We start from the raw sequence: 26265 nt of genomic DNA, 5'->3' as shown, positions 1-26265 counted from the left end.
CAATGGCCCCCTTTGTTATTTTACTCGCCCCGCAATGCTATAGCGCGTTCGGCCGCGCCGGGCAGCGGTCCAACAGCTCAATGCTGCCGTCGGCGTTCTGCTGCTCCAGCAGCACATCGAACCCCCACAGACGATGCACATGCTTCAGCACTTCGCGCCGGCCTTTGTCCAGCGGGACGCGGTTGTGCGGCACATAGCGCAAGGTCAGCGATCGGTCGCCGCGCAGGTCAACGTTCCACACCTGGATGTTCGGCTCAAGATTGCTGAGGTTATACTGCGCGGAGAGCTTATTGCGGATCTCGCGATAGCCCTCTTCGTTGTGAATCGCCGAGATCTCCAGATAATTGTTGTGATCGTCGTCGAGCACGGTAAAGAAGCGGAAATCGCGCATGATCTTCGGCGACAGGAACTGACTGATAAAGCTTTCATCCTTAAAGTCGCGCATGGCGAAATGCAGCGTTTCCAGCCAGTCAGAACCGGCGATATCGGGGAACCAGTACTTATCCTCTTCCGTGGGCGACTGACAGATGCGCTTGATGTCCTGGAACATGGCGAAGCCCAGCGCGTAGGGGTTAATCCCGCTGTACCACGGACTGTTGTACGGCGGCTGGAACACCACGTTGGTATGGCTGTGGAGAAACTCCAGCATAAAGCGCTCAGTCACTTTCCCTTCATCGTAGAGATGGTTGAGGATGGTGTAGTGCCAGAAGGTGGCCCACCCCTCGTTCATCACCTGGGTCTGTTTCTGCGGGTAGAAATACTGGCTGACTTTACGCACGATGCGCAGGATCTCGCGCTGCCACGGTTCGAGCAGCGGGGCGTTCTTCTCCATAAAGTACAGCAGGTTCTCCTGCGGTTCGGAAGGGTAGCGACGAGCGGATTCAATCGCTTTTTCCTCTTCGCGCTTCGGCAGGGTGCGCCACAGCATATTCACCTGGCTTTGCAGATACTCTTCCCGGCTTTTCTGCCGCGCTTTCTCCTCCTGCAGAGAGATTTTTTGCGGACGTTTATAGCGGTCGACGCCGTAGTTCATCAGCGCGTGGCAGGAGTCGAGCAGTTTCTCTACTTCGTCGACGCCATAGCGCTCTTCGCACTCGGTGATGTACTTACGGGCAAAGATCAGATAGTCGATGATCGAGCTGGCGTCGGTCCAGCTGCGAAACAGATAGTTATTTTTAAAAAACGAGTTATGCCCGTAGCAGGCATGGGCCATCACCAGCGCCTGCATGGTGATGGTGTTTTCCTCCATCAGGTAGGCGATACAGGGGTTGGAGTTGATGACTATCTCATACGCCAGACCCTGCTGACCGTGCTTATAGGCCTGCTCGGTCTCAATAAATTTTTTGCCAAACGACCAGTGCGGATAGTTGATGGGCATGCCGACGCTGGAGTAGGCGTCCATCATCTGCTCGGAAGTAATGACTTCGATCTGGTGCGGGTAGGTGTCAAGACGATAGAGCTTGGCGACCCGGTCCACTTCGGCCAGGTAGGTTTCCAGTAACTCGAACGTCCAGTCGGGTCCATCGCTTAAACGGGTGGTGTCCCTGTTCATGGAGTCAATCGTAGCCATTAGCGCGCCCTCGTTGTTGTTGGTTTTCTCTGAACGGAAAACCTCTAAACAAGCATAGAACACGGTGCAGCAAACTGTGCTGTACGCCAATCGCTTTTCTTCGCGATTTCCCCATCTCAAAGCCGTTTTTTTGCCTTGTTTGCAGAATTTAATGCTGGGTAAAAATAAAGCGCAGCATGAGATCGTAAATCTCACAGCGCAGGGCTGGTGCGGTTTGCTGTGAGTTAAGTCACCATAAATAAAGCGTATGTTGAATAATATTTTCAACTGAGTTATCAATTTGTAATTAGATGATTGTTCTTTAACTGTTACGGAGTCGCTATGCGTGTCGTCATACTGGGAAGTGGGGTGGTTGGGGTAGCCAGCGCGTGGTATTTGAGTCAGGCGGGTCATGACGTGACGGTCATCGACCGTCAGCCCGGTCCGGCAGAGGAGACCAGCGCGGCCAACGCCGGGCAGATTTCTCCCGGCTATGCGGCGCCCTGGGCGGCGCCGGGGGTGCCGCTGAAGGCGATCAAATGGATGTTTCAGCGCCATGCGCCGCTGGCGATCGGTCTTGACGGCACCTCGTTCCAGTTGAAGTGGATGTGGCAGATGCTGCGCAACTGCGACACCCGCCACTATATGGAGAACAAAGGCCGTATGGTGCGCCTGGCGGAGTACAGCCGCGACTGCCTGAAGGCGCTGCGCGACACCACCGGCATTCAGTATGAAGGGCGCCAGGGCGGGACGCTGCAGCTGTTCCGTACCGCCAAACAGTATGAAAATGCCACCCGCGACATCGCGGTGCTGGAGGACGCCGGCGTGCCGTATCAGCTGCTGGAAGCGAAGCGGTTGGCGGAGGTGGAGCCGGCGCTGGCGGAGGTCAGCCACAAACTGACCGGCGGCCTGCGTCTGCCAAATGATGAAACCGGCGACTGCCAGCTGTTTACCACCCGTTTGGCGGCGATGGCGGAGCAGGCCGGCGTGACCTTCCGCTTCAACACCGCAGTGGATGCGCTGCTGCACGAGGGCGATCGCATTGCCGGGGTGAAATGCGGCGATGAGATTATCAAGGGCGACGCCTATGTGATGGCCTTCGGCTCCTACTCGACGGCGATGCTTAAAGGGCTGGTGGATATACCGGTCTACCCGCTGAAAGGCTACTCATTGACTATTCCGATCGCTCAGGAGGACGGCGCGCCGGTTTCAACTATCCTTGATGAGACTTACAAAATCGCCATCACCCGCTTCGATCAGCGCATTCGGGTCGGCGGCATGGCGGAGATCGTCGGTTTTAACAAAACGCTGCTGCAGCCGCGTCGCGAAACCCTGGAGATGGTGGTGCGCGATCTGTTCCCGCGCGGCGGCCACGTGGAGCAGGCGACGTTCTGGACGGGCCTGCGGCCGATGACGCCGGACGGCACGCCGGTGGTCGGCCGCACAGCGTATAAAAATCTGTGGCTCAACACCGGCCACGGCACGCTTGGCTGGACCATGGCCTGCGGCTCCGGGCAGCTTATCAGCGATCTGATCTCCGGCCGCACGCCGGCGATCCCTTACGACGATCTGGCGGTTGCCCGCTACAGCCCCGGTTTTACCCCGGCGCGCCCGCAGCACCTGCACGGCGCACACAACTAAGGAGCTTGCATGACCCGTCCGGTAGTGGCCAGCATCGACCTGCTGGCCTTGCGGCAGAATTTACAGATAGTGCGTCGCGCGGCCCCCGGGTCGCGCCTGTGGGCGGTGGTCAAGGCCAACGCCTACGGCCACGGCGTGGCGCGCGTATGGAGTGCGTTAAGCGCGGCGGATGGTTTCGCCTTGCTCAACCTGGAAGAGGCGATCCTGCTGCGCGAGCAGGGCTGGAAAGGCCCGATCCTGCTGCTGGAGGGCTTCTTCCATGCCGATGAGCTGGCGGTGCTGGATCAATATCGTTTAACCACCAGCGTCCACAGCAACTGGCAGATTAAGGCCCTGCAGCAGGCGAAGCTGCGCGCGCCGCTGGATATCTATCTCAAGGTGAACAGCGGCATGAACCGGCTGGGCTTTATGCCTGAGCGGGTCCACACCGTCTGGCAGCAGCTGCGGGCGATAAGCAACGTCGGCGAGATGACGCTGATGTCGCACTTCGCGGAGGCGGAGAACCCGCAGGGAATTGTCGAGCCGATGCGCCGTATCGAACAGGCGGCGGAGGGGCTGGATTGCCCGCGCTCGCTGGCCAACTCGGCGGCGACCCTCTGGCATCCGGAAGCGCATTTTGACTGGGTTCGTCCAGGCATCGTGCTGTATGGCGCGTCGCCTTCCGGGCAGTGGCAGGACATCGCCAACACCGGGCTGAAGCCGGTGATGACGCTGCGCAGCGAGATTATCGGCGTGCAGAACCTGCGCCCCGGCGAGGCGATTGGCTATGGCGGCCTGTACCGCACCACCCAGGAGCAGCGGATCGGCATCGTCGCCTGCGGCTATGCCGATGGCTATCCGCGGGTGGCGCCGAGCGGCACGCCGGTGCTGGTGGATGGCGTACGCACCACCACCGTTGGACGCGTATCGATGGATATGCTGGCGGTCGATTTAACGCCTTGTCCGCAGGCCGGGATCGGCGCGCCGGTCGAGCTGTGGGGCAAAGAGATTAAAATCGACGACGTGGCGGCCAGCAGCGGCACCGTCGGCTATGAGCTGATGTGCGCCCTGGCGCCGCGGGTGCCAGTTGTGACCCTGTAACCTATTCCGGGGCGGATCACTCCGCCTCGTCTTCCGCGACCCGCACCCCAACCTTCAGCACGTGATCGTTCTCTTTTTCAGCTACCGTCCACACCATCCCGGCGAACTCCACCTGGTCGCCCACCACCGGCGCCGCGCCCAGCAGCTGCTGCACCACTTCCCCGAGCGACTGCTGATGCTCGCGGAACTCCTCACCGCCGTCGAGACCGTAGATTTGCGCCACATCGGCGAAGCGGGCCTCAGCATCAAGAATGAAGTCGCCGAAAAAGCGCTGATCGAGCGCCACCGGCGGCGACTGGCTGAACATTTTGCCCAGCGCCGGCAGGTCGTGCTCTCGACCAATAACGCACAGGATATCGCCTTCCCGCAGGCGGGTGCTGCCGGTGGGGTGCAGCAGGACATTGTTGCGAAACAGCGCGGCAATCCGCGTCTCCGGTGGCATGTGCAAGTCGCGCAGCGCCGCGCCGATGCACCACTTATCGGCCCCCAGCTGGTAGACAAACTGCTCCCACGGGTTTTCCGGGTGAATATCCAGCCCGACGCGGGAGATGGGCCAGCTGATGGGCGGAACCACCACTTTGGCTTTTTTCGCCGCCCACGACAGCGAAGTGCCCTGCAGCAGCAGCGACACCAGCACCACGAAGAAGGCGACATTGAAGAACAGGCGGGCGTTGTCCAGGCCGGCCATCATCGGGAACACCGCGAGAATAATGGGCACCGCGCCGCGCAGGCCAACCCAGCTGATAAACACCCGTTCGCGCAGGTTAAAGCCGCGAAACGGCAGCAGGCCGGCAAACACCGACAGGGGCCGGGCAATGAATATCATCCACATCGACAGCAGCAGCGCCGGGATAGCGATCGGCAGCAGGTCGGAGGGCGTCACCAGCAGGCCCAGCACCAGGAACATGGCGATCTGCGCCAGCCACGCCAGGCCGTCGAAGTTCTGCAGGATGCCGTGCCGGTTGCGGATCGGCCGGTTGCCCAGCAGAAAGCCGCAGAGATAGACGGCGAGGATACCGCTGCCGTCGAGGGAGGTGGTGACGGCAAAAATCATGATCCCGCCGCTCAGCGCCAGCAGCGGATAGAGGCCGGCGGGCAGCACGATGCGGTTAATCATCTGCAGCAGCAGGTAGCCGCCGCCGAGGCCGATGGCGATCCCGAGGCCGAACTGCTGAATGATATGCACGGCGAACATCCAGCTGAGGCCGGTTTGGTGCTGCTGGATCATTTCGATCAGGGTGATGGTCAGGAAGACCGCCATCGGGTCGTTACTGCCTGACTCTATCTCCAGCGTCGAGCCGACGCGCTCGTTGAGCCCCTTGCCGCCGAGCAGCGAGAAGACCGCCGCGGCGTCGGTGGAGCCGACAATGGCGCCGATCAGCAGGCCTTCGATCAGATCCAGCTTGAACAACCAGGCCGCCATCATCCCGGTCAGCGCCGAGGTGATCAGTACCCCAACCGTCGCCAGCGACAGCGCGGGCCACAGCGCGACGCGAAAGGAGCTGGCCTGGGTGCGCATCCCGCCGTCCAGCAGGATCACCGCCAGCGCCAGGTTACTCACCATATAGGCGAAGGGGTAGTTGTCGAAGGGGATGCCGCCGATGCCGTCAATGCCTGCCAGCATCCCGATGGCCAGAAAGATGACCAGAATCGGGATGCCAAGGCGCGAAGAAAAGGAGCTCAATAAGATACTGCAGGTTACTAAAACAGAACCCAGAATAAACAGACTAATGACCGCAGCGGCGTCCAATGTTCACGTACTCCCTGACTGGCGTGAAAAAATGGCTAAAAGTGACACTATTTTAACAATTCGCAGGGGATCCGCCTATGCGTTCGGGAAATTTATTCTGTCAGCACCGGATGGCCGCCGATCGTCAGAGTGGTGGCCGTCGCCTGATTCACCAGGCGCGCGCGGGCGCCCAGCGGCAGGGTCACCGTGCGCTGCTCGTGGCCAAACTCCAGTCCGCTAATCAGCGGCAGGGGGAGCTGCTGGCGCAGATAATCAAAGACCTGCGGCAAATCGTATCCCGCGTCATAGTCGTTCGGCGCGCTGCCGGTGAAGCTGCCGAAGATCACCGCTTTCTGCGCCGCCAGCACGCCACTGTGCAACAGCTGAAGCAGCATGCGCTCGACGCGGAACGGGTGCTCGTTGATATCCTCCACCACCAGGATGCCGTCGCGGATCGCCGGCAGCCACGGCGTGCCGATAAGCGAGGTCAGCATCGCCAGATTTCCCCCCCACAGGGTGCCTTCCACCCGGCAGTTCGGCCCTTCGCCCGGCCATTCGAGGGTGAATTCCGGCTGGCGTAGCGCCTGCCAGAAATGGTGCTCGGTAAACGGGTCGAGTGTCTCCGCGCCGAAGTTGCCGGCGAGCATTGGCCCGCTGAAGGTGATGACGTTGCCCATGGCCAGCAGGCCCGACTGGATAGCGGTGAAATCGCTGTGGCCGCAAATCAGCAGCGGGTCGCGCTGCTGGCGGGCAACCAGTCCCTGCCAGTCGATATGCGGCAGCAGGCGACTGGCGCCGTAGCCGCCGCGCACGGCGAGGACGATCCGGTTGCGGCCGGGCAACTGGGCCAGCTGGTTAATATCGGCCAGCCGTTCATGTTCAGTCCCGGCGAAACGCTGCTGCCGGCGGGGAATGACCTGCTGGTGGGCCACCTCGTGTCCGGCCTGCTGCAGACGCTCGACGCCGCGGGCTGCCGCCTGCTGGTTGATGCAATACCCGGATGGCGCGACCAGATAAAACTGAGACATGATAATTCCTTGCTATGAATGAAAGGGTTATGATGCCGCCTGGAATGGCGATTGTCATCTCCAGGTGGCTAACTTCAGTCCGCACCCGTCATCCTTCAGGTTGTCGGCAGGCGGGAGACGTACCGCGGCCGTCGTTCTGTAGCATGATGGCGTTTGGGTAGATAAGGATAGATGTGTGAAATTGAGATGGTTGCTTATTTTAGTCGTTTTTCTGGCCGGTTGTAGTTCGAAACATGATTACACTAACCCGCCGTGGAACCCCGAGGTCCCGGTGAAGCGGGCGATGCAGTGGATGCCGATCAGTGAAAAAGCCGGCGCCGCCTGGGGCGTGGATCCGCAGCTGATCACGGCGATCATCGCCATCGAGTCGGGTGGTAATCCTGCGGTGGTGAGTAAATCCGGCGCCGTCGGGCTGATGCAGCTCAAGCCGTCGACCTCCGGACGCGATGTCTATCGGCGGATGGGGTGGCGCGGCGAGCCGTCGGTCAGTGAGCTGAAAAACCCGGAACGTAATATCTCGATGGGGGCCGCCTATCTGAGCATTCTGGAGAACGGTCCGCTGGCGGGGATCAAAGACCCGCAGGTGATGCGCTATGCGGTGGTGGTCTCCTATGCCAACGGCGCTGGCGCGCTGCTGCGTACCTTCTCCTCGAACCGCCAGGACGCCATCGAGGAGATTAACGATCTCGACGCCGATGAGTTCTTCGAACATGTGGTGAAAAAACACCCGGCACCGCAGGCGCCGCGCTATATCTGGAAACTACAGAAAGCGCTGGACGCCATGTAATCCCTCGTTTGGCCTCCGGTAGTCTCCCGGAGGCCACGTCCTCAGAAATCGTAGCCCACGGTGGCTATAACGCTGCGCTCTGCTCCCCAGTAACAGTTGCCGGTGCCATAGCAGCCGGAAATATACTCGCGGTCGCCGATATTGTTGGCGTTAACCTGCACATAAGCGCCTTTCAGCGTTGGCGACCAGACGCCGAGGTCGGCCCGCATCATGGCGTCCATCAGCGTGACCGACGGCAGCCGCGCGGTGTTGGCATCATCCGCCCACTGTTTACCGATGTAGCGGACGCCGGCGCCAACGGAGATCCCCGCCGGGAACTGATAGCGCGCCCAGAAGGAGGCCATCTGATCCGGGGTCAGCTGCGGCGTGTTATTGTCGGTCCCGTCTTTGGTGTCCTGGAAACGCAGACGATTCCAGGTATACGAGGCGATAGTACTCAGCTGCGGGGTGATCTGGTGGTGCGCTTCCAGCTCAACGCCCTGGGAATGGACCTTACCCGCCGGAATATAGGTGGCGGTGGCGATGTTCGGGTCGCGAGTGGCGACATCCTTTTGCGTCAGGTCGTAAATCGCGATGCTATAGAGATCGCTGCTGCCCGGCGGCTGGAACTTCAGGCCGGCTTCAACCTGTTCGGCGGTGGTCGGTTTCAACGGTTTGCCGTCCGCGCCCGGCAGCATCGCCGGAGTGATCGCCTGGCTGTAGCTCAGGTAGGGCGACAGACCGTTGTCCAGGGCGTACAACAGCGAGGCGCGGCCGCTGATATGGTCGTCTGAACGGCGGTTTGAGGTCCCCTGTGTATCGCTGACCTGCTGGGAAACGATGCGGTCGTAGCGGGCGGAAACATCCACATGCCAGCGGTTCCAGACCATCTCATCCTGCAGATACAGCCCGGTCTGGTAATAGCGGCGATTATTGTCGTCGCTGTAGGTAACGGTATGTCCGGTCTGCGCGGTATAGCCGCTAAACGGGTTAAGGGGCGCCGCGCCGCCGGCGCCGGTCCACAGGTCGTTACGGAAGCGATGATATTCGGCGCCGAGGATCAGGGTGTGCGCCAGGTCGCCTGTATTGAAATCGGCGCGCAGGCGGTTATCGGTTGACCAGCCGTCCAGCGAACCGCGCGAACCGCTGTAGCCGCGGGCCAGCATGTCGCTGTCATCTATCCAGCCGACCTGGTAGACCTGATCGAGGGAGACGTTGGTATGGGTGTAGCTCCCGGCGGAAGAGACCGACCAGACGTCGGTGAACTGGTGGTCAAACTCATAGCTGTAAATCTGCTGGCGGCGCTGATAGCCATCTCCCGGATCGCCTTCGTTGGTGCTGGGGGAGAGCTTACGGCCATTGTGCGCGTAGCGGGTGCCGTCCAGCGGCAAAGAGCCGTGGTAGCCGCCGGAAGGATCTTTTTGCAGATAGGCGCGCAGCAGCAGCGAGGTGTCGCTGTCCGGCTGCCACAGCAGGGAAGGCGAAATCGCGTAGCGCTCTTCGCGGGTATGGTCATACTGCGTGTCGCTGCTGCGGGTCATCCCGATCAGCCGCCATGCCCACTGGTCATTGATGGCGTCGGTGTAATCGAAGGCCGCGCCTTTGGTATTTTGCGTGCCGCCGGTCAGGCGGATGTGGCCCTGCTGACTGAACTGCGGACGTTTGGAAGTCAGGTTGACCACGCCGCCCGGCACGCTCTGCCCGTAGAGCGCGGAGGAGGGGCCGCGGATCACATCCACGCGTTCGATAAACCACGGGTCGATTTGCAGTACGTTATGGCTGCCGCCGTCGCTCATCAGGCGCATGCCGTCGAGGAACAGGTTATCGACGTCGCCGCCGTGGTAGCCGCGCAGGGAGATGGCGTCGAACCGGGTGGCGCCGCCGCCGAAGCTGGAGTAGACCCCCGGGGTATATTCCAGCGCCTGGCTGATGGTATTCGCCCCCTGATCCGCCATCTGCTGGCGGGTGACCACCGACACCGACTGGGCGGTAGTGATTAACGGCTGGTCGGTTTTCGTCGCCCCGAGCGAGGTGCTGGCGCTGTAGCCCTCCGTCGGCGCGCTGGCGGACGCCGGCGGGGTGGCAGTGACCACCACCGTCTCTTCGGCTTGCGCGGTGAAGGGGAGTGCGACCGCAAGGGCATACAGCAGCCCCGGGCGTTTTCGAGAAATAGCCACGTTCATAAGATCATCCTGAACCAACGCGGTCTGGTACTCCTGTACGCCGCCGCGTGAAAAACGAATCTGTCATTATTCGTTAAAAAGTAATGCGAATTATTATTGTTTGTATTTGTGCGATCAAGCGAAAAGGTGACCTGTTCAACGCGAGGGGGTGGGGAAGTGTTTCCCGGGAGCCGCAGAATGGGTCTGCGCGGGATGATAGTGACCAGGGAGACCGCTTCCCCCTACCGATTTTGGTAGGGGGCGGCGATGCGTCAGGAGCCGGTCTTTTGCGGTTCCGCAGGGGCGGGGTCGTTAGCCGCGGGCGCCGCAACAGGTTTGTCCTGCGGTGAAGGGGTTGTCGCCGGACGGGTAGCGGGCAGCGCATCGCAGGGTTTCTCCTGCGGGCAGATCAGATCCAACATCTTCAGGGTGACGCCGTTGGTCCAGCCAAAGCCGTCCTGCAGCGGATATTCCCCGCCGCCGCCGCCGGTGCCGGTCGAGCTCACGTCATACTTCTCCACCAGCTTTTGCTTACTGTCATAGGTATGCTGCACGTTGGTCAGGAAGCGCCAGGTGACCTCCATGGCGATCTTCTGCTGACCATAGTTTTGCAGCCCCTCGACCGCCACCCACTGCAGCGGCGCCCAGCCGTTGGGGGCGTCCCACTGCTGGCCGCTGTTGACGGTGGTGGTGGTCAGCCCGCCGGGTTTAAGCAGGCGCGACTCGGCGGCGGCGGCCACTTTCGTCGCCCGCTCGCGTGACGCGGCATTGACGTACAGCGGGAACAGCGCCGCCGCGGTCAGCTGATTGCGCACCTTGTGGCTTTTCAGATCGTAGTCGGCGTACCATCCCTCTTTATCATTCCACAGGTATTTCTCGATGGCCTGCTGGCGGGCGTTAGCCAGCGCATCGTACTGCGTAGCGCCAGCGCTGTCCCCGGATGCCTTGCTGGCGCGGGCGAGGGTTTTCTCCAGATGGAACATCAGGGCATTGAGATCGACCGGGACAATCGAGGTGGTGCGAATGGTGGCGAGCTGCTGCGGATTGTCCATCCAGCGGGAGCTGAAATCCCAGCCGGAGGCGGCGGCGGAGCGCAGGTCGCGATAGATCTCGGTTGCCGGACGATTCGGGTTGCTTTTGGCGGTTTTGACGTCGTCAAGCCAGGACTCGGGACGCGGGGTGTCGTTATCGTCCCAGTAGCGGTTGAGCAGCGCGCCGTCCGCCATCCGCACCGCCCGTTTGTCGGCGCTGCCGGGAGCCAGCGCGTCCGCTCCGGCCATCCAGTAGCGATACTCTTTCTCCAGCTGCGGCTGGTAGGTTTTCAGCACCTGGTCGCCATCGTGCGTCGCCAGCAGGCTCACCATAAAGGAGAAGAAGGGGGGCTGCGAACGGCTGAGATAATAGGTGCGGTTGCCGTTGGGGATATGGCCCCAGGCGTCAATTTCCGCGGCGAAGTTGGCGACCATATCCTCGACTTTATCCCAGTGACCGCTTTCGGCAAGACCCAGCATGGTGAAATAGCTGTCCCAGTAATAGACTTCGCGGAAACGTCCTCCGGGCACCACGTAGGGCTTAGGCAGCGGCAGCAGCGAGTCCCATTTTTCCACCTCGACGGTGCTGCGGGTCAGGACCGGCCACAGGCCATCGATATGTTGACGCAGAGTTTGCCCTTTGGGCGGCACATAGGTGTCGTTCTCTTTCGGCAGCGTGAAGTTCAGTTCGACGAAGTGGCGCAGGTCGAAGCTGGCCTGGTTTTTTTGCATCCGGTAATCGGCAAGGATCATCAGCGGATCGCTGTTAGGGATAGCGTCGGCGAAGGTTTTCTGATCGGCAAACAGCTTCGCGCTCTGGACATCATTGAACAGCGGGCCCAGCAGAATATCCGGCGAGGGGGGCGGCGCGGTTTTGCCGTCTTCCGCCTGAGCGTTCAGGCTCATCAGGGCGATCAGAGCGCCGCCGATCGCCAGGCGCAGGGAACAGGGCAAAGCAGCGGGACGACGTGCATCAGTACTCGTCATGGGGAGTTCTCCTTATCATTATCGACTGCGGGCCACGACGTTTGGCCATCCAAAAACCTTAGACGAATATCTGCCGCTGCGCGTGTCAGGGGTAACATTTTGCGTGAAAACAGAGGATTTACCTGCCAGGTCTCCTGAGACCGCCGCGGGCTGGGCCGCCTGGCTGAGGGCGCTGGCGTCCACGATGGCGCAAAAAACGTCGCCCTGCCTCACGACGGTGCAGCCGCCGCCGGGCGCGGGCGGCTGTTTTGGCGATTTTTTGCACAACCAGACGGCGGGGCTGAACCGATTTGCACAACGCCGCGGCGGCAGAGGACCTGGCATAATTAATGCTTATCTCTTAGCGGGATTACCACAAAGTGAGTACAACCGGAGGGGATAGCCATGATTAAAATTACGCTACCTGACGGGCATTATTATGACGAGATGCTGACCGCGCAGGGTGAACAGCGGCCGCACTATAATGCCTGGTGGCAATGGTTTCGCAACACCGATCAATTCTCTATCCGGCAGAAAAAAGCGCAAGCGGAACTGCTTTTTCACCGTATCGGCATCACCTTTAACGTGTACGGCGAGGATGAGGGGACCGAGCGGCTGATCCCGTTTGACAGCGTGCCGCGGATCATACCCGCCGGGGAGTGGCAGCGCATTGACCGCGGCATACGCCAGCGGGTGAAAGCGCTGAACGCCTTCCTCTATGACATCTATCATGAGCAGAATATCCTGCGCGCGGGGCTGATCCCGGCCGAGCAGGTGCTGGCCAACGAGCAGTATCAGCCGTGCATGCAGGGCATCAACCTGCCAAACAACACCTATGCCCATATCACCGGCGTCGATATGGTGCGCAATAACGACGGTCAGTACTACGTGCTGGAGGATAATCTGCGCACGCCGTCCGGCGTCTCCTACATGCTCGAAAACCGTAAGATGATGATGCGCCTCTATCCGGAGATGTTCGAGCAGCATCATATTGCGCCGGTGGAGCGCTACCCGAGCTACCTCCTGCAGACCCTGCGCGAAAGCTCGCTGGTGGATGATCCCTGCGTCGTGGTGATGACCCCGGGTCGCTTCAACAGCGCCTACTTCGAGCACAGCTTCCTGGCGCAGCAGATGGGGGTCGAGCTGGTGGAGAGCGCCGATCTGTTTATTAAAAACGGCGCGGTGTATATGCGCACCACCGAGGGGCCGCGGCGGGTGGATGTGATTTATCGCCGCATCGACGACGCCTGGCTCGACCCGCTGGCCTTCCGCGCCGATTCGATGCTCGGCGTCCCGGGGCTGCTGTCCGTCTATCGCGCCGGCGGCGTAGTGCTGGCCAACGCCATCGGCACCGGGGTGGCTGACGACAAATCGATCTATCCGTACGTCCCGGAGATGATCCGCTTTTACCTCGGCGAACAACCGATCCTCAGCAATATCCCCACCTGGCAGTGCCGGAAAGCGGAGGACCTGCGCTACGTGCTGAGCAATCTCGAGCTGATGGTGGTCAAGGAGGTCCATGGCGCCGGGGGCTACGGCATGCTGGTCGGCCCACGTTCCACCAAAGAGGAGCGGGAGGCCTTCCGCCAGCGCCTGCTGGCCAATCCGGCCAACTATATCGCCCAGGACACCCTCGCGCTGTCGACCTGCCCCACCTTCGTTGAGGAAGGGCTGTCGCCGCGGCATATCGATTTACGGCCCTACGTGCTGTCCGGGCAGGAGATGCGGCTGGTGCCCGGCGGCCTGACCCGCGTGGCGCTGACCGAAGGGTCGCTGGTGGTCAACTCGTCGCAGGGCGGCGGAACCAAGGATACCTGGGTGATGGAGGATGACGCATCATGCTAAGTCGTACGGCGAGTGAACTGTTCTGGATGGCCCGCTATCTCGAGCGGGCGGAGAGCTACGCCCGGGTGCTGGACGTGACCTGGAAATTATCGATGATCCCCCGCCACAGCCAGCAGTCGCGGGATCTGGCGCTACCGCTGAATTTGTCGATGACCCACGAGTTGTTTCAGGCGCGCCATGCCCGCTTTACCATGAGCAATCTGCTCAACTTTTTTGCCCTTGATGGCAACAACCCCTGCAGTATTTACAGCTGCGTGGAGATGGCGTGGAACAATGCGCACGCCGTGCGCGGCAGTCTGTCGGCCGAAGTGTGGGAGAGCATCAATGCCACCCGCATTGAGCTGCGAAGCCTGCGCCAGCAGGGGCTGGGCGAGCTGGGGAGCGACGGCTTTTTTGAGTGGGTGAAAGAGCGGGTGCATCTGTTTCGCGGAGCGGTGATAGGCACGCTGCTGCGCAACGACGCGCTGAGCTTTATCGGTATCGGCACCCTGATTGAGCGCGCCTTCGCCACCACCCAGCTGCTGCTGATTAAGGATCAACAGCTGACCAACGATCCGGACCCGGTGCGGGAATACTACCGACTGGATACCCTGCTCAATGCGGTCAGCGCCCGCGAAGCCTACAACAGCCTCTACCGCCAGCCGGTCAGTCGCGAAACGGTGATGGAGCTGCTGATCCTGCGCAACGATATTCCGCGTTCGCTGCGCGCCAGCATTGCCGACCTGGTGGGCGAACTGGAGAAGATCGCCAACGACCGCTCCTATCAACCGCTGCGCCTCGCCCATCAGCTCAACGTTGACCTGCGCTTCAGCACCCGTGACGACCTGGCGCAGGCGGACCTGCAGACCACCCTTAACGGGCTGCTGGCGAGAATTAACGCGCTGTCCGACAGCATCAGACAAACCTACCTGGAGGCCTTATGAAACTGGTCATCGATCATCTCACCCGCTATGGCTACGATGAAGAAGTGAAGTTTTCCACCCAGTATCTGCGCCTGACGCCGCGCAGTACCGCCCGGCAGACGATCACCGCCTGGACGCTGACCCTGCCGGACGGCGCGGCGGTGACCACTACCGACGGCTGGGGCAATGTGCTGCATGTGCTGACGCTGGATAACCCGCACAAGGAGATCACCATCCGCGCCAGCGGGATTGTCGATATCGCCGACGAAGGGGAGGAGACGCGTGATGAAGAGGCCGAGCTGCTGTCGCCGCTGGTTTTTCTGCGCTGTACGCCGCTAACCCGCGCCGATACGGCGATCCGTGAGTTTGCCCAGCGCCTCTATCGTCCCGATGCGGCGGAAGAGAGTCTGAATCAACTGATGGCGGATCTGCTGTTAAGAATGCCATACTCCCCCGGCGCGACCCAGGTGCAGGACTCCGCCGCCGACGCCTTCGCCCGCGCGAAGGGGGTGTGCCAGGATCATACCCATGTTTTTCTCGCCTGCTGCCGCGCGCTGGAGATCCCGGCGCGCTACGTCAGCGGCTATGTCTACAGCGATAACGCCCAGCATGTGGCGATGCATGCCTGGGCGGAAGTCTGGCTCGACGGCCGCTGGCTGTCGTTTGATATCACCAATAATACCCGTCGCCTGAATCAGCATTTACGGCTGGCGACCGGGCTGGATTATCTCGACGCCTGCCCGGTACGGGGCACCCGGCTGGGCGGCGGCGGGGAGATTATGTTAACTAACGCTGAAGTGCGCGAACACAGCCAGCAGGCGCAGCAGCAATAATACGGGAATAACCGCAATGACCTACTGTGTGGCCATGTGCCTGGCGGATGGACTGGTGTTTGCTTCCGACTCCCGCACCAACGCGGGCGTCGACCATATTGCCACTTTTAAAAAGCTGCACGTTTTCCATCAGGAGGGGGAACGGGTGCTGGTGCTGCAATCCGCCGGCAATCTGGCCACCACCCAGAGCGTGATAAGCCTGCTCAGCGCGCGCATCCGTACCCAGCAGGAGCCGAATCTGATGCAGGTCACTTCCCTCTACGACGCCGCGATGCTGATCGGTAAAACGCTGCTGGAGGTGATCCAGCGCGACAGCAGCAACCAGCAGACCTGCAGTAACACCAACTTCAACTGCAACCTGCTGCTTGGCGGCCAGATCGCCGGCGAAACCCATCGTCTGTTCCATATTTATCCGGAGGGCAACTTTATTGAAGCCACCCGCGACACGCCTTATTTCCAGATTGGCGAAAGCAAATACGGCAAACCGATCATCGATCGGGTGCTGACCATCGACACGCCGCTGGAGCAGGCGATGTGCTGCGCGTTGATCTCCATTGATTCGACGCTGCGCAGTAATCTGTCCGTCGGCCTGCCGCTGGATACGCTGCTCTACCGCAGCGGCAGCTTCAGCAGTGCCGGGCAGCATCGCATCACCGACAGCGATCCCTACTTCAACCGCATTCGCAAGGCGTGGTCCGAAGGGCTGTTGCACACCTTCCAGACTCTGCCGACCTGGACGCCAGCGGAGCGGGAAGAGGAGTAGTCGCTGTGACGCTCCGCCGGTATCGTCGGCGCGAAGGCGGGTAAGGCGCTGGAGTCCTTTAGTATCCTCGACCTGGCGGTAAAATTTCAGCAACAGCGGTAAATAAATTAACGACAGGCCGCACGGATTGTAGGCCGGGCAAGGTGTCGCCGCCGCCCGGCACAAAAGCGACGCCGCTGTCCTTGTCCGGCGGCGCTGCGCCTGCACCGGCCTGGATGGCCCGGGGAGGGGTTATCCCATAGGCCCGGCAAGCGCAGCGCCGCCGGATGATGGACCGGTTTAAACACCGCCAAGCTGTTGCGCCATGGACGGTATTCTCTTTGCCCTGTTGAACACAAACGCGCTTTTTGGCAAAGCTAAGTCAATTAAATACTTTGTTATTTAACGTGTTATCTCACATCTTCGGTGGGAATGAGGCAACACGGCAAGGTATCGGAAGTGACGGAAAAGAAGACGGCTGTCTATGTGGATGACCAACAGCGCAACCTGATCAGCCAGCTGGCGCGCGGCTGGCTGTGGCGCAGCGAGCTGCCGACCTGGCTGCTGATTGTGACGGTTTACGGCGGCTGGTTTGCCTGCGTGGCGGGCTGGCGGACGCTGGGACTGTTTCCGGCCACGCTGCTGTTGATCTGGTTTACCGCCTGGTATATGTCCTTACAGCATGAGCTGATCCATGGGCATCCCACCCGGCTGGCATGGTTTAACCAGCTGTTGGGGACGCTGCCGCTGGCGGTCTGGTATCCCTATGGCGTCTACCGCGACAGCCACCTGGCGCACCATCGCAACCATCTGCTGACGCACCCTGAGGATGACCCCGAATCGTACTACGTAACGGCGGAAAGCTGGCAGCGCTTCTCAGCCTGGCAGCGCCGCCTTATCCACCTGCGCAACACCTTCTGGGGGCGTCTGCTGCTGGCGCCGATGATGGATATTATTCACACCCTGAACAGCGCGCTGTGGGCTTTCCGCGAGGGCGACCGCCGCGCTATCGCCATGTGGAGTCTGCATCTGTTGCTGCTGACGGGTCTGCTGACCTGGATGGCGGCGCAGGGTTTTTCTCCGCTGTGGTTTGTGCTGGCGGTGAGCTACCCGGCGCTGGCCCTGACCAAAGTACGCTCTTTTCTCGAACACCGCGCCGCGGATGACCCGCTGGCCCGCTCGGTGATCAACGAGGCCGGGCTCCCCTGGCGGGTGCTGTTCCTCAATCTCAACTACCATGCGGTGCATCATGATCTGCCAGGGGTCCCCTGGTACGCTTTACGTCAACTGTATCTGCATCGCCAGGCGGCGTATCTGCAGCGTAATCAGGGGTTCCTGGTGCGCGGGTACGGCGAGTGGCGACGCCATTTTAGCCGCCGGGCGGTGGCGGTGAACGCCCATCCGGGCTTTGGCGAGCAGGCGCAGGCGGGAGGAGAATATGGCTGAACGCATGACTTTTCCGATGTATGCCATCCACCGTCAACAGACCCAGGCCCTGTGGCAGGCGGTGCAGTCGCTGCTGGACGAACGCGGCGTGATGGTGGCGGGGGACCCTCCGGCGGCTGACCCCGGGGATCTGCTGGCTCACTGGCGCCAGCCGACGCTGTTGCTGAGCCAGACCTGTGGCTACCCGCTGGTGACCCAATTGCCTGAGGTGCAGACGGTGGGCTGCTTCCACTACGCTGCGCCCGGTTGCGAAGGGCGCCGCTATCGCAGCCTGCTGGTGGTCCGCGAAGCGGATAGTCACCGGATGCTGGGGGACTTTTTTGGCCGTCGGGCGGTGTGCAATGCCGAGCACTCGCAGTCCGGCTACAACGTACTGCGTAAAATGGTCGCGCCGCTCTCCCGGGAGGGGCGTTTTTTTTCAGCGGTGATGTTCAGCGGCAGCCATCGGCAATCGCTGCGCGAACTGCAGCAGGAAAACGCCGATATCGCCGCCATCGACTGCGTGACCTACGCTCTGCTGCAGCGCCATCAGCCGCAGGCTCTGGCTGGCCTGGTGGCGATCGGCTGGAGCCCGGCCGCGCCGGGGCTGCCGCTGATCACCGCCGGCGCCACCCCGGCGGCAACGCTGAATAGCCTGCGCGAGGCGCTCCAGCAGCTGGTAAGCGATGATCGCTATCGTTCCCTGTGCGACGCCTTGCTGATCTGCGGCTATAGCGATATGTCGCGGGAGGCCTATGCGCCGCTGCTGGCGTGGCGGGATGAGGCCGCGGCGCTGGGGGTCAGCCAGCTATAGGCGAAATGCCCGGGCCAGCGATCTGCGCCGGGGCGGGCTATAGCGGCTGGTCCCACGGCTGGGCGCTGAGATCCATTCGCAGATAGGAAGAGAGCAGGTCGACAGCCAGCTGGTCGCTCATCAGCTGCTCGTTAAGCTGCTGGCGCAGCCGCGGGATCATCTCTTCACGATAGGCCGGGTCGTTGTTTTATGGATTTGTGATCGGCAACACAAATGACTCTCCAATGGCCGTCGTAAAAGATAAATTACCAGGGTTGATTTTAATCAAAGTATGACCAACTGCGCTATGGCGGAAAAAAGATCGCTGCCTATCGCGACCCAAAAGAAAAATTGTGAATTTAATGTTTCTTTGGTGTAAATAATGACCGTGCATTTTCCCCAACCGCCGGGGATAAAATGTGATGCCCGACCGGCTTGTCGTTAAATAATGGCGTTTATTACGTCTGCCTTTTATTCTTTACAGCATTAATTTAATTTTCGGCTTTCTTCTCAACCTGATAGCGCGGGTCGAATAACGTACAAAAGACGTATTTTTTATCGCCATTTCGCCGTCGATGTTATCGCCATCAATTATTTTTATCCCCGCATTCGGCCACGGCAAAAGGCGCGCAAATAGCGTTCATGATGCTTGTAATGTATTGATTTTAATTTGCTTATTCTGGCTCGTGGATCCTGCTTATCCGCCGCGGCGGAGCCTTTGTGAGAGCTCTCACATAACCCGGCAATTGCGATTTGTTACACTTTCCGCCGTCAACAAAGGAATGAAAGTGAGACGCGATGAATACTTTTTCTCTGCCTAAAACACAGCATCTGGTAGTTTTCCAGGAAGTGATCCGCAGCGGGTCAATCGGGGCCGGAGCAAAAGCGTTAGGACTCACTCAGCCGGCGGTCAGTAAAATTATTGGCGACATGGAGAGTTATTTTGGTAGCGAATTAATCGTCCGGCGAAATACCGGCGTCTCGCTCACCGAGGCCGGGCAGGTATTTCTCAACTGGTCAGAAGCGATCACCCGTGAAATGAAAAATATGGTCAATGAAATGAATGCTCTGACCAACAGCGCGGTGGTGGATGTCTCCTTTGGTTTCCCTTCGCTGGTCGGGTTTACCTTTATGTCGGAGATGGTGCATCAGTTTAAAATGACTTTCCCCAAGGCGCGGGTCTCGATGTATGAGGCGCAGCTCTCCGCCTTTTTGCCGGCAATCCGCGACGGGCGCCTCGACTTCGCCATCGGGACGCTGAGCGATGAGATGAAACTGCAGGACCTGCACGTCGAGCCGCTGTTTGAGTCTGAGTTTGTGCTGGTGGCGAACCGGGCGCGGATCGGCAACGGCACCGTCCGCCTGGCCTCGCTCCAGCACGAGCAGTGGGTGCTGCCGGAGACCAATATGGGCTACTACAGCGAACTGCTGACCACCCTGCAGCGCAGCGGTATCCGCCGTGAAAATATCGTTAATACCGATTCGGTGGTGACGATCTATAACCTGGTGCTCAATGCCGATTTTCTGACGGTGATCCCCTGCGACATGACCACGCCGTTTGGCTCGAGCCAGTTTGTCACCATCCCCATTAAAGAGGCCTTGCCGGTGGCGCGCTATGCGGCGGTATGGTCGAAAAATTACCGGTTAAAAACCGCCGCGGCGTCGCTGGTGGAGATGGCGAAACACTATTCCTCGGGGCAGGGCAACCGCCACTGGCAGCCATTACAAATTATTGCGTAACTGAAAGTCGTTAAATAATCCAACACACGTCCTCGCTGTTATCAGCAGGATGACGCCCGGTCATTGACTTTATATTAAGATACAGAGGCCATAATGCATATTACCTACGATCTTCCGGTATCTATTGACGATATTCTCGAAGCGAAACAACGCCTCGCGGGAAAAATATATAAAACAGGCATGCCCCGTTCGAATTATTTTAGCGAGCGCTGCCAGGGCGAAATATTTCTTAAATTCGAAAATATGCAGCGCACGGGTTCATTTAAAATTCGCGGCGCCTTTAATAAACTGTGCGGTTTAACCGCGGCGGAAAAACGCAAAGGGGTGGTGGCCTGCTCAGCGGGCAACCACGCCCAGGGCGTCTCGCTCTCCTGCGCCATGCTAGGCATTGACGGGAAAGTAGTGATGCCGAAAGGGGCGCCGAAATCGAAAGTTGCCGCCACCTGTGATTATTCGGCGGAAGTGGTGCTACATGGCGATAACTTTAACGATACCCTCGCCAAAGCCAGCGATATTGTTGAACTTGAGGGCCGCATTTTTATTCCCCCCTATGACGACCCGCAGGTTATCGCCGGGCAGGGGACGATTGGACTCGAAATATTAGAAGATCTGTATGACGTGGATAATGTCATCGTGCCCATTGGCGGCGGCGGCTTAATTGCCGGTATCGCGATTGCGATTAAATCCATTAACCCGACAATCCGCATTATCGGCGTGCAGTCGGAGAATGTTCACGGCATGGCCGCCTCCTGGTATGCCGGGGAAATCACCAGCCATCGCCACGCCGGCACCTTAGCCGATGGTTGCGACGTCGCCCGCCCGGGGAAACTGACCTATGAAATCGCCCGCCAGCTGGTGGATGACATCGTCCTGGTGAGTGAGGACGACATTCGCCAGAGCATGGTCGCCTTAATTCAGCGCAATAAAGTGATCACCGAAGGGGCCGGGGCGTTAGCCTGCGCCGCGTTATTAAGCGGCAAACTCGACAGCTATATCCAGAACCGCAAAACGGTCAGCCTGATTTCCGGGGGCAATATCGATCTCTCCCGGGTATCGCAAATTACCGGTTTTGTTGACGCTTAATTCAATACATAAGTGAGGACAGGATATGAGTACGACTGAGAGCATTGCATCCAGCCAGACAAGCCTTTCGTCCTGGCGTAAATCTGACACCACCTGGACCCTGGGCCTGTTTGGCACCGCTATCGGCGCCGGGGTGCTGTTTTTCCCGATCCGCGCCGGCTTCGGCGGGCTGATCCCGATCCTGGTGATGCTGGTGCTGGCCTATCCCATCGCCTTTTATTGCCATCGGGCCCTGGCCCGGCTATGCCTGTCGGGGGCTAACCCCTCCGGCAATATCACCGAAACGGTGGAAGAGCATTTTGGCAAAACCGGCGGGGTGGTGATCACCTTTCTGTACTTCTTCGCCATCTGCCCACTGCTGTGGATTTATGGCGTCACGATCACCAATACCTTTATGACTTTCTGGGAGAACCAGCTGCAGATGCCGGCTCTCAACCGCGGGGTGGTGGCGCTGCTCCTGCTGCTGCTGATGGCGTTTGTCATCTGGTTTGGTAAAGACCTGATGGTCAAGGTGATGAGCTATCTGGTGTGGCCGTTTATCGCCAGCCTGGTGGTGATCTCCCTGTCCCTGATCCCCTACTGGAATAGCGCGGTGATTGACCAGGTCAACCTCAGCGATATCGCCTTAACCGGTCACGACGGCATTCTGGTGACGGTATGGCTGGGCATCTCCATCATGGTGTTCTCCTTCAACTTCTCGCCGATCGTCTCCTCGTTTGTGGTCTCCAAACGCGAAGAGTATGAAGCGCAGTTTGGCCGCGAGTATACCGAACGCAAATGCTCACAGATCATCTCCCGGGCCAGCATGCTGATGGTGGCGGTGGTGATGTTCTTCGCCTTCAGCTGCCTGTTTACCCTCTCACCGCAGAACATGGCGGACGCCAAGGCGCAGAATATCCCGGTGCTCTCCTATCTGGCGAACCACTTTGCCTCGATGTCGGGCACCAAATCCACCTTTGCCACCCTGCTGGAGTATGGCGCGTCGATCATCGCCCTGGTGGCCATCTTCAAATCGTTTTTCGGCCACTATCTCGGCACGCTCGAAGGGCTGAACGGTCTGATCCTGCGCTTTGGCTATAAAGGGGATAAAACCCGGGTCTCCAGCGGCAAGCTCAATACCCTGAGCATGGTGTTCATCATGGGCTCGACCTGGGTGGTGGCGTATGCCAACCCCAATATCCTCGACCTGATTGAGGCCATGGGCGCGCCGATTATCGCCTCGCTGCTGTGCCTGCTGCCGATGTACGCCATTCGTAAAGCGCCTTCGCTGGCCAAATACCGTGGCCGTCTCGACAACCTCTTTGTGACCGCTATCGGTCTGCTGACCATCCTCAACATTGCTTACAAACTGTTCTAATCCGGCTCAGGCCACGCGGAGTACAACATGACTGAATTTCCGGTAGTACTGGTGATTAACTGCGGCTCGTCGTCAATCAAATTTTCCGTCCTGGACGCCGCCAGCTGCGACTGCCTGCTCAACGGCGTGGCCGAGGGCATCAACGCGGAACGGGCGTCTCTCTCGCTCAACGGCGGCGAGCCGGTGGCGCTGGCGCAGCGCGGCTACGAAGGCGCCCTGCAGGCGATTGCCGGGGCATTAGCCCAACGCGACCTCATCGACAGCGTGGCCCTGATTGGCCACCGCGTCGCCCACGGCGGCGACCTGTTCACCGAGTCGGTCATTATTAGCGAGGAGGTTATCAATAACATTCGCCAGGTATCGTCCCTGGCCCCGCTGCATAACTACGCCAGTCTCAGCGGCATCGCCTCGGCGCAGCGGCTGTTCCCGGAGGTGATGCAGGTGGCGGTCTTTGATACCAGCTTTCACCAGACCCTGGCCCCGGAAGCTTTTCTCTATGGTCTGCCGTGGGAGTATTACCAGAATCTCGGGGTACGCCGCTACGGTTTCCACGGCACCTCGCACCGCTATGTGTCCCAGCGCGCCCTGGCGCTGCTCGGGTTGCCGGAGCAGGAGAGCGGCCTGGTGATCGCCCACCTGGGCAATGGCGCCTCGATCTGCGCGGTGCGTAACGGCCGCAGCGTGGACACCTCGATGGGGATGACGCCGCTGGAGGGGCTGATGATGGGCACCCGCAGCGGTGATGTCGACTTCGGCGCCATGGCGTGGATTGCCGGGGAAACCCGGCAGACCCTCAGCGACCTGGAGCGGGTAGCCAACACCGCCTCCGGCCTGCTGGGGATCTCCGGTCTTTCCTCCGACCTGCGGGTGCTGGAGCAGGCGTGGCATGAGGGCCATGCACGCGCCCGCCTGGCGATTAAAACCTTTGTCCATCGTATCGCCCGCCATATTGCCGGCCACGCCGCGGCGCTGCAGCGTCTCGACGGCATTATTTTCACCGGCGGGATTGGCGAGAACTCGGTGCTGATCCGTCGGCTGGTGAGCGAGCGGCTGGCGGTCTTTGGCCTTGCGATGGACGCCGCCCGCAATCAGCAGCCCAATTCGGCCGGCGAGCGCCTGATCTCCGCCGACGGCAGCCGGGTGCGCTGCGCGGTTATTCCTACCAATGAAGAGCGCATGATTGCCCTCGATGCGATCCGCTTAGGCCGGATCCACACCGCGGCGGCGCTGGCCTGACTTTTTATTCTGTAGAGAGACGATGTTCATGAAAGTAGATATCGATACCCAGGATGTACGATACGCCGACGCCTGGCTGGGCTTTCGCGGTACGGCGTGGCAAACGCAGAACGACGTTCGCGACTTTATTCAGCATAACTACACCCCTTACGAGGGCGATGAGTCTTTCCTCGCTAACGCGACGCCAGCGACCACCGCCCTCTGGGAGCAGGTGATGGCCGGGATCCGCGTCGAGAACGCCACCCATGCGCCGGTGGATTTCGACACCAATGTCGCCACCTCCATCACCGCCCACGCGGCGGGCTATATCAACCAGCCGCTGGAAAAGATCGTCGGCCTGCAAACGGACCAGCCGCTGAAGCGCGCCCTGCATCCTTTTGGCGGCATCAAGATGATCAAAAGCGCCTTCGAGGCCTATGGTCGCGAAATGGATCCTGACTTTGAGTATCAGTTTACGGCGCTGCGTAAGACCCACAATCAGGGCGTTTTTGACGTCTATTCCCCGGATATGCTGCGCTGCCGTAAATCCGGGGTGCTGACCGGGCTACCGGACGGCTATGGCCGCGGACGGATCATCGGCGATTACCGCCGCGTGGCGCTGTACGGCATTCGCTATCTGGTCCGCGAACGTGAGCTGCAGTTTGCCGACCTGCAGCCGGCCCTTGAGCGCGGCGAGGCGCTGGAGGCCACCCTGCGCCTGCGCGAAGAGCTGGCCGAACAGCGGCGCGCGCTGCTGCAGATGCAGGAGATGGCGGCCCGCCTCGGCTGCGATATCTCTCTCCCGGCGCGCACTGCCCGGGAGGCGGTGCAGTGGCTCTACTTCGCCTACCTGGCGGCGGTGAAGTCGCAGAACGGCGGCGCCATGTCGCTGGGGCGCACGGCCACCTTCCTCGACATCTATATCGAACGCGATCTGCGCGCCGGTTTATTGAATGAGGAGCAGGCCCAGGAGCTCATTGATCACTTCATCATGAAGATCCGCATGGTGCGTTTCCTGCGCACCCCGGAATTTGATTCGCTGTTCTCCGGGGATCCCATCTGGGCGACGGAGGTGCTGGGCGGCATGGGGCTGGATGGTCGCACCCTGGTCAGCAAAACCACCTTCCGCTATCTGCATACTCTGCATACCATGGGCCCGGCGCCGGAGCCGAACCTGACCGTGCTCTGGTCGCAAGCGCTGCCGGCGGCGTTTAAAAAATATGCCGCCCGGGTCTCTATCGCCACCTCGTCGCTGCAGTATGAGAACGACGATCTGATGCGCAGCGATTTTCACAGCGACGACTACGCCATCGCCTGCTGCGTCAGCCCGATGGTGATCGGCAAGCAGATGCAGTTCTTCGGCGCCCGCGCCAATCTCGCCAAAACGCTGCTCTACGCGATTAACGGCGGGGTGGATGAGAAACTGAAGATTCAGGTGGGGCCGAAAACCGCACCGTTGCGCGATGAGGTGCTGGACTACGACACCGTGATGGCCAGCCTCGACCACTTTATGGACTGGCTGGCGGTGCAGTACATCAGCGCGCTGAACATCATCCATTGCATGCATGATAAGTACAGCTACGAGGCGGCGCTGATGGCCCTGCACGACCGCGACGTCTACCGCACGATGGCCTGCGGCATCGCCGGCCTGTCGGTGGCAGCGGATTCGTTGTCGGCGATAAAGTACGCCCGGGTGAAGCCGGTGCGCGATCACCACGGGCTGGCGGTGGACTTTGTCATTGAAGGCGACTATCCGCAGTACGGCAACAACGACGATCGGGTTGATGCCATCGCCTGCGACCTGGTGGAGCGCTTTATGCGCAAAATTCAGGCGCTCCCCACCTGGCGTCAGGCGGTGCCGACCCAGTCGATCCTGACCATCACCTCCAACGTGGTATACGGCCAGAAAACCGGCAACACCCCGGACGGACGTCGGGCGGGGACGCCGTTCGCTCCGGGGGCCAATCCGATGCATGGCCGCGACCGGAAAGGGGCGGTGGCGTCGCTGACCTCGGTGGCGAAACTGCCGTTTACCTACGCCAAAGATGGCATCTCGTATACCTTCTCCATCGTGCCGGCGGCGCTCGGCAAAGCCCCGTCAGCGCAGGAAAACAACCTGGTGGGCCTGCTGGACGGCTACTTCCACCACGAGGAGACGGTGGAGGGGGGACAGCATCTCAACGTCAATGTGCTGAACCGGGAAAAGCTGCTCGATGCGATAGAACACCCGGAGCAGTATCCGAATCTGACGATCCGCGTCTCCGGCTATGCGGTCCGCTTTAACGCGCTGACCCGCGAACAGCAGCAGGATGTGATCTCCCGAACGTTCACCAGTCAACTCTGAGCGGCCACCGGGTCACAGGAGAGCCTTTAACGGG

Annotated in this window: 22 protein-coding genes and 1 pseudogene; 16 read left to right on the top strand and 7 right to left on the bottom strand. The window is 60.4% G+C overall.

Translation table 11 applies throughout. The annotated features are described in order from the left end of the window. Positions 1–37: 37 nt before the first annotated feature. Positions 38–1570: a SpoVR family protein gene (locus BHE81_RS09275; protein WP_002910889.1), complete on the bottom strand. Its 1533-nt coding sequence runs from the start codon at positions 1568–1570 to the stop codon at positions 38–40. A gap of 76 nt (positions 1571–1646) precedes the next feature. Between BHE81_RS09275 and BHE81_RS28190 the strand changes: the two genes are divergently transcribed. The 3 genes from BHE81_RS28190 to dadX all read left to right on the top strand — a co-directional run bounded on the left by BHE81_RS28190 (position 1647) and on the right by dadX (position 4270). Continuing rightward, complete coding sequence (locus BHE81_RS28190; protein WP_004145506.1) at positions 1647–1793, top strand: hypothetical protein; 147 nt, start codon at positions 1647–1649, stop codon at positions 1791–1793. Positions 1794–1891: 98 nt separating this feature from the next. Next, the gene (locus BHE81_RS09270) at positions 1892–3190 is read left to right on the top strand and encodes a D-amino acid dehydrogenase (protein WP_009307557.1); all 1299 of its coding nucleotides are present in this window, start codon (positions 1892–1894) and stop codon (positions 3188–3190) included. 9 nt (positions 3191–3199) lie between these two features. Continuing rightward, entirely contained in the window at positions 3200–4270 is a 1071-nt protein-coding gene (gene dadX, locus BHE81_RS09265) for a catabolic alanine racemase DadX (RefSeq protein ID WP_002910887.1), read from the top strand. 16 nt (positions 4271–4286) lie between these two features. Here dadX and BHE81_RS09260 read toward each other — a convergent pair whose 3' ends face one another. Then, positions 4287–6020: a potassium/proton antiporter gene (locus BHE81_RS09260; RefSeq protein ID WP_002910885.1), complete on the bottom strand. Its 1734-nt coding sequence runs from the start codon at positions 6018–6020 to the stop codon at positions 4287–4289. Between the two features lie 92 nt (positions 6021–6112). Continuing rightward, positions 6113–7027 carry a muramoyltetrapeptide carboxypeptidase gene (gene ldcA / locus BHE81_RS09255; protein WP_004175466.1) on the bottom strand — a complete coding sequence of 305 codons (915 nt, stop codon included), beginning with the start codon at positions 7025–7027 and terminating at the stop codon, positions 6113–6115. Positions 7028–7202: 175 nt separating this feature from the next. On the opposite strand from ldcA, the gene emtA reads away from it, so the two are divergent. Next, positions 7203–7814, top strand: coding sequence for a membrane-bound lytic murein transglycosylase EmtA (gene emtA / locus BHE81_RS09250; RefSeq protein WP_002910846.1), 612 nt, complete (start codon positions 7203–7205; stop codon positions 7812–7814). Between the two features lie 41 nt (positions 7815–7855). On the opposite strand, the gene BHE81_RS09245 is transcribed toward emtA, so the two are convergent. Beyond that, positions 7856–9976, bottom strand: coding sequence for a TonB-dependent siderophore receptor (locus BHE81_RS09245; RefSeq protein WP_009307564.1), 2121 nt, complete (start codon positions 9974–9976; stop codon positions 7856–7858). Between the two features lie 251 nt (positions 9977–10227). Then, on the bottom strand, positions 10228–11973 hold the full coding sequence (locus BHE81_RS09240; protein ID WP_004211063.1) for an alpha,alpha-trehalase: 1746 nt from the start codon (positions 11971–11973) through the stop codon (positions 10228–10230). 184 nt (positions 11974–12157) lie between these two features. On the opposite strand from BHE81_RS09240, the pseudogene BHE81_RS28185 reads away from it, so the two are divergent. The 7 genes and pseudogenes from BHE81_RS28185 to BHE81_RS09205 form a co-directional block, all read left to right on the top strand. Beyond that, a pseudogene (locus tag BHE81_RS28185) lies at positions 12158–12286 on the top strand (biopolymer transporter TonB); the annotation flags it as partial. Between the two features lie 71 nt (positions 12287–12357). After that, positions 12358–13797: a circularly permuted type 2 ATP-grasp protein gene (locus tag BHE81_RS09230; protein ID WP_004211064.1), complete on the top strand. Its 1440-nt coding sequence runs from the start codon at positions 12358–12360 to the stop codon at positions 13795–13797. Beyond that, positions 13791–14720 carry an alpha-E domain-containing protein gene (locus tag BHE81_RS09225; protein WP_004184646.1) on the top strand — a complete coding sequence of 310 codons (930 nt, stop codon included), beginning with the start codon at positions 13791–13793 and terminating at the stop codon, positions 14718–14720. Before BHE81_RS09230 ends, BHE81_RS09225 begins: the two co-directional genes overlap by 7 nt. Further along, the gene (locus BHE81_RS09220; protein WP_002910832.1) at positions 14717–15532 is read left to right on the top strand and encodes a transglutaminase family protein; all 816 of its coding nucleotides are present in this window, start codon (positions 14717–14719) and stop codon (positions 15530–15532) included. The genes BHE81_RS09225 and BHE81_RS09220 overlap by 4 nt, the downstream gene beginning before the upstream one ends. A 16-nt stretch (positions 15533–15548) precedes the next feature. Further along, positions 15549–16295, top strand: a complete 747-nt coding sequence (locus tag BHE81_RS09215) for a proteasome-type protease (protein WP_002910830.1) — start codon at positions 15549–15551, stop codon at positions 16293–16295. 438 nt (positions 16296–16733) lie between these two features. Further along, positions 16734–17720, top strand: coding sequence for a fatty acid desaturase (locus tag BHE81_RS09210; protein ID WP_172622140.1), 987 nt, complete (start codon positions 16734–16736; stop codon positions 17718–17720). Beyond that, the gene (locus BHE81_RS09205; protein WP_004189318.1) at positions 17713–18513 is read left to right on the top strand and encodes a phosphate/phosphite/phosphonate ABC transporter substrate-binding protein; all 801 of its coding nucleotides are present in this window, start codon (positions 17713–17715) and stop codon (positions 18511–18513) included. Before BHE81_RS09210 ends, BHE81_RS09205 begins: the two co-directional genes overlap by 8 nt. Positions 18514–18550: 37 nt before the next feature. Here BHE81_RS09205 and BHE81_RS09200 read toward each other — a convergent pair whose 3' ends face one another. Together BHE81_RS09200 and BHE81_RS28180 are read right to left on the bottom strand one after the other, a co-directional pair. Continuing rightward, on the bottom strand, positions 18551–18673 hold the full coding sequence (locus tag BHE81_RS09200) for a nitrilotriacetate monooxygenase (RefSeq protein ID WP_004145488.1): 123 nt from the start codon (positions 18671–18673) through the stop codon (positions 18551–18553). A gap of 297 nt (positions 18674–18970) precedes the next feature. Further along, entirely contained in the window at positions 18971–19114 is a 144-nt protein-coding gene (locus BHE81_RS28180) for a hypothetical protein (RefSeq protein WP_014343223.1), read from the bottom strand. Between the two features lie 176 nt (positions 19115–19290). Between BHE81_RS28180 and tdcA the strand changes: the two genes are divergently transcribed. The 5 genes from tdcA (at position 19291) to pflB (ending at position 26231) form a co-directional block, all read left to right on the top strand. Further along, positions 19291–20232 carry a transcriptional regulator TdcA gene (gene tdcA, locus BHE81_RS09190; RefSeq protein WP_002910764.1) on the top strand — a complete coding sequence of 314 codons (942 nt, stop codon included), beginning with the start codon at positions 19291–19293 and terminating at the stop codon, positions 20230–20232. A 93-nt stretch (positions 20233–20325) separates the two neighbouring features. Continuing rightward, complete coding sequence (tdcB, locus tag BHE81_RS09185) at positions 20326–21315, top strand: bifunctional threonine ammonia-lyase/L-serine ammonia-lyase TdcB (RefSeq protein WP_002910762.1); 990 nt, start codon at positions 20326–20328, stop codon at positions 21313–21315. Positions 21316–21340: 25 nt separating this feature from the next. Continuing rightward, entirely contained in the window at positions 21341–22672 is a 1332-nt protein-coding gene (tdcC, locus tag BHE81_RS09180) for a threonine/serine transporter TdcC (protein WP_004145486.1), read from the top strand. 27 nt (positions 22673–22699) lie between these two features. Further along, entirely contained in the window at positions 22700–23908 is a 1209-nt protein-coding gene (gene tdcD / locus BHE81_RS09175) for a propionate kinase (RefSeq protein WP_002910759.1), read from the top strand. A gap of 28 nt (positions 23909–23936) precedes the next feature. Beyond that, the gene (gene pflB, locus BHE81_RS09170) at positions 23937–26231 is read left to right on the top strand and encodes a formate C-acetyltransferase (RefSeq protein WP_009307576.1); all 2295 of its coding nucleotides are present in this window, start codon (positions 23937–23939) and stop codon (positions 26229–26231) included. Positions 26232–26265: the final 34 nt, after the last annotated feature.

Source organism: Klebsiella sp. AqSCr, assembly GCF_008452795.1.
Classification (GTDB): domain Bacteria; phylum Pseudomonadota; class Gammaproteobacteria; order Enterobacterales; family Enterobacteriaceae; genus Klebsiella; species Klebsiella pneumoniae.
Note: the sequence above shows the minus strand (reverse complement) of the source record. Positions and strands in the feature narration are given on the sequence as shown.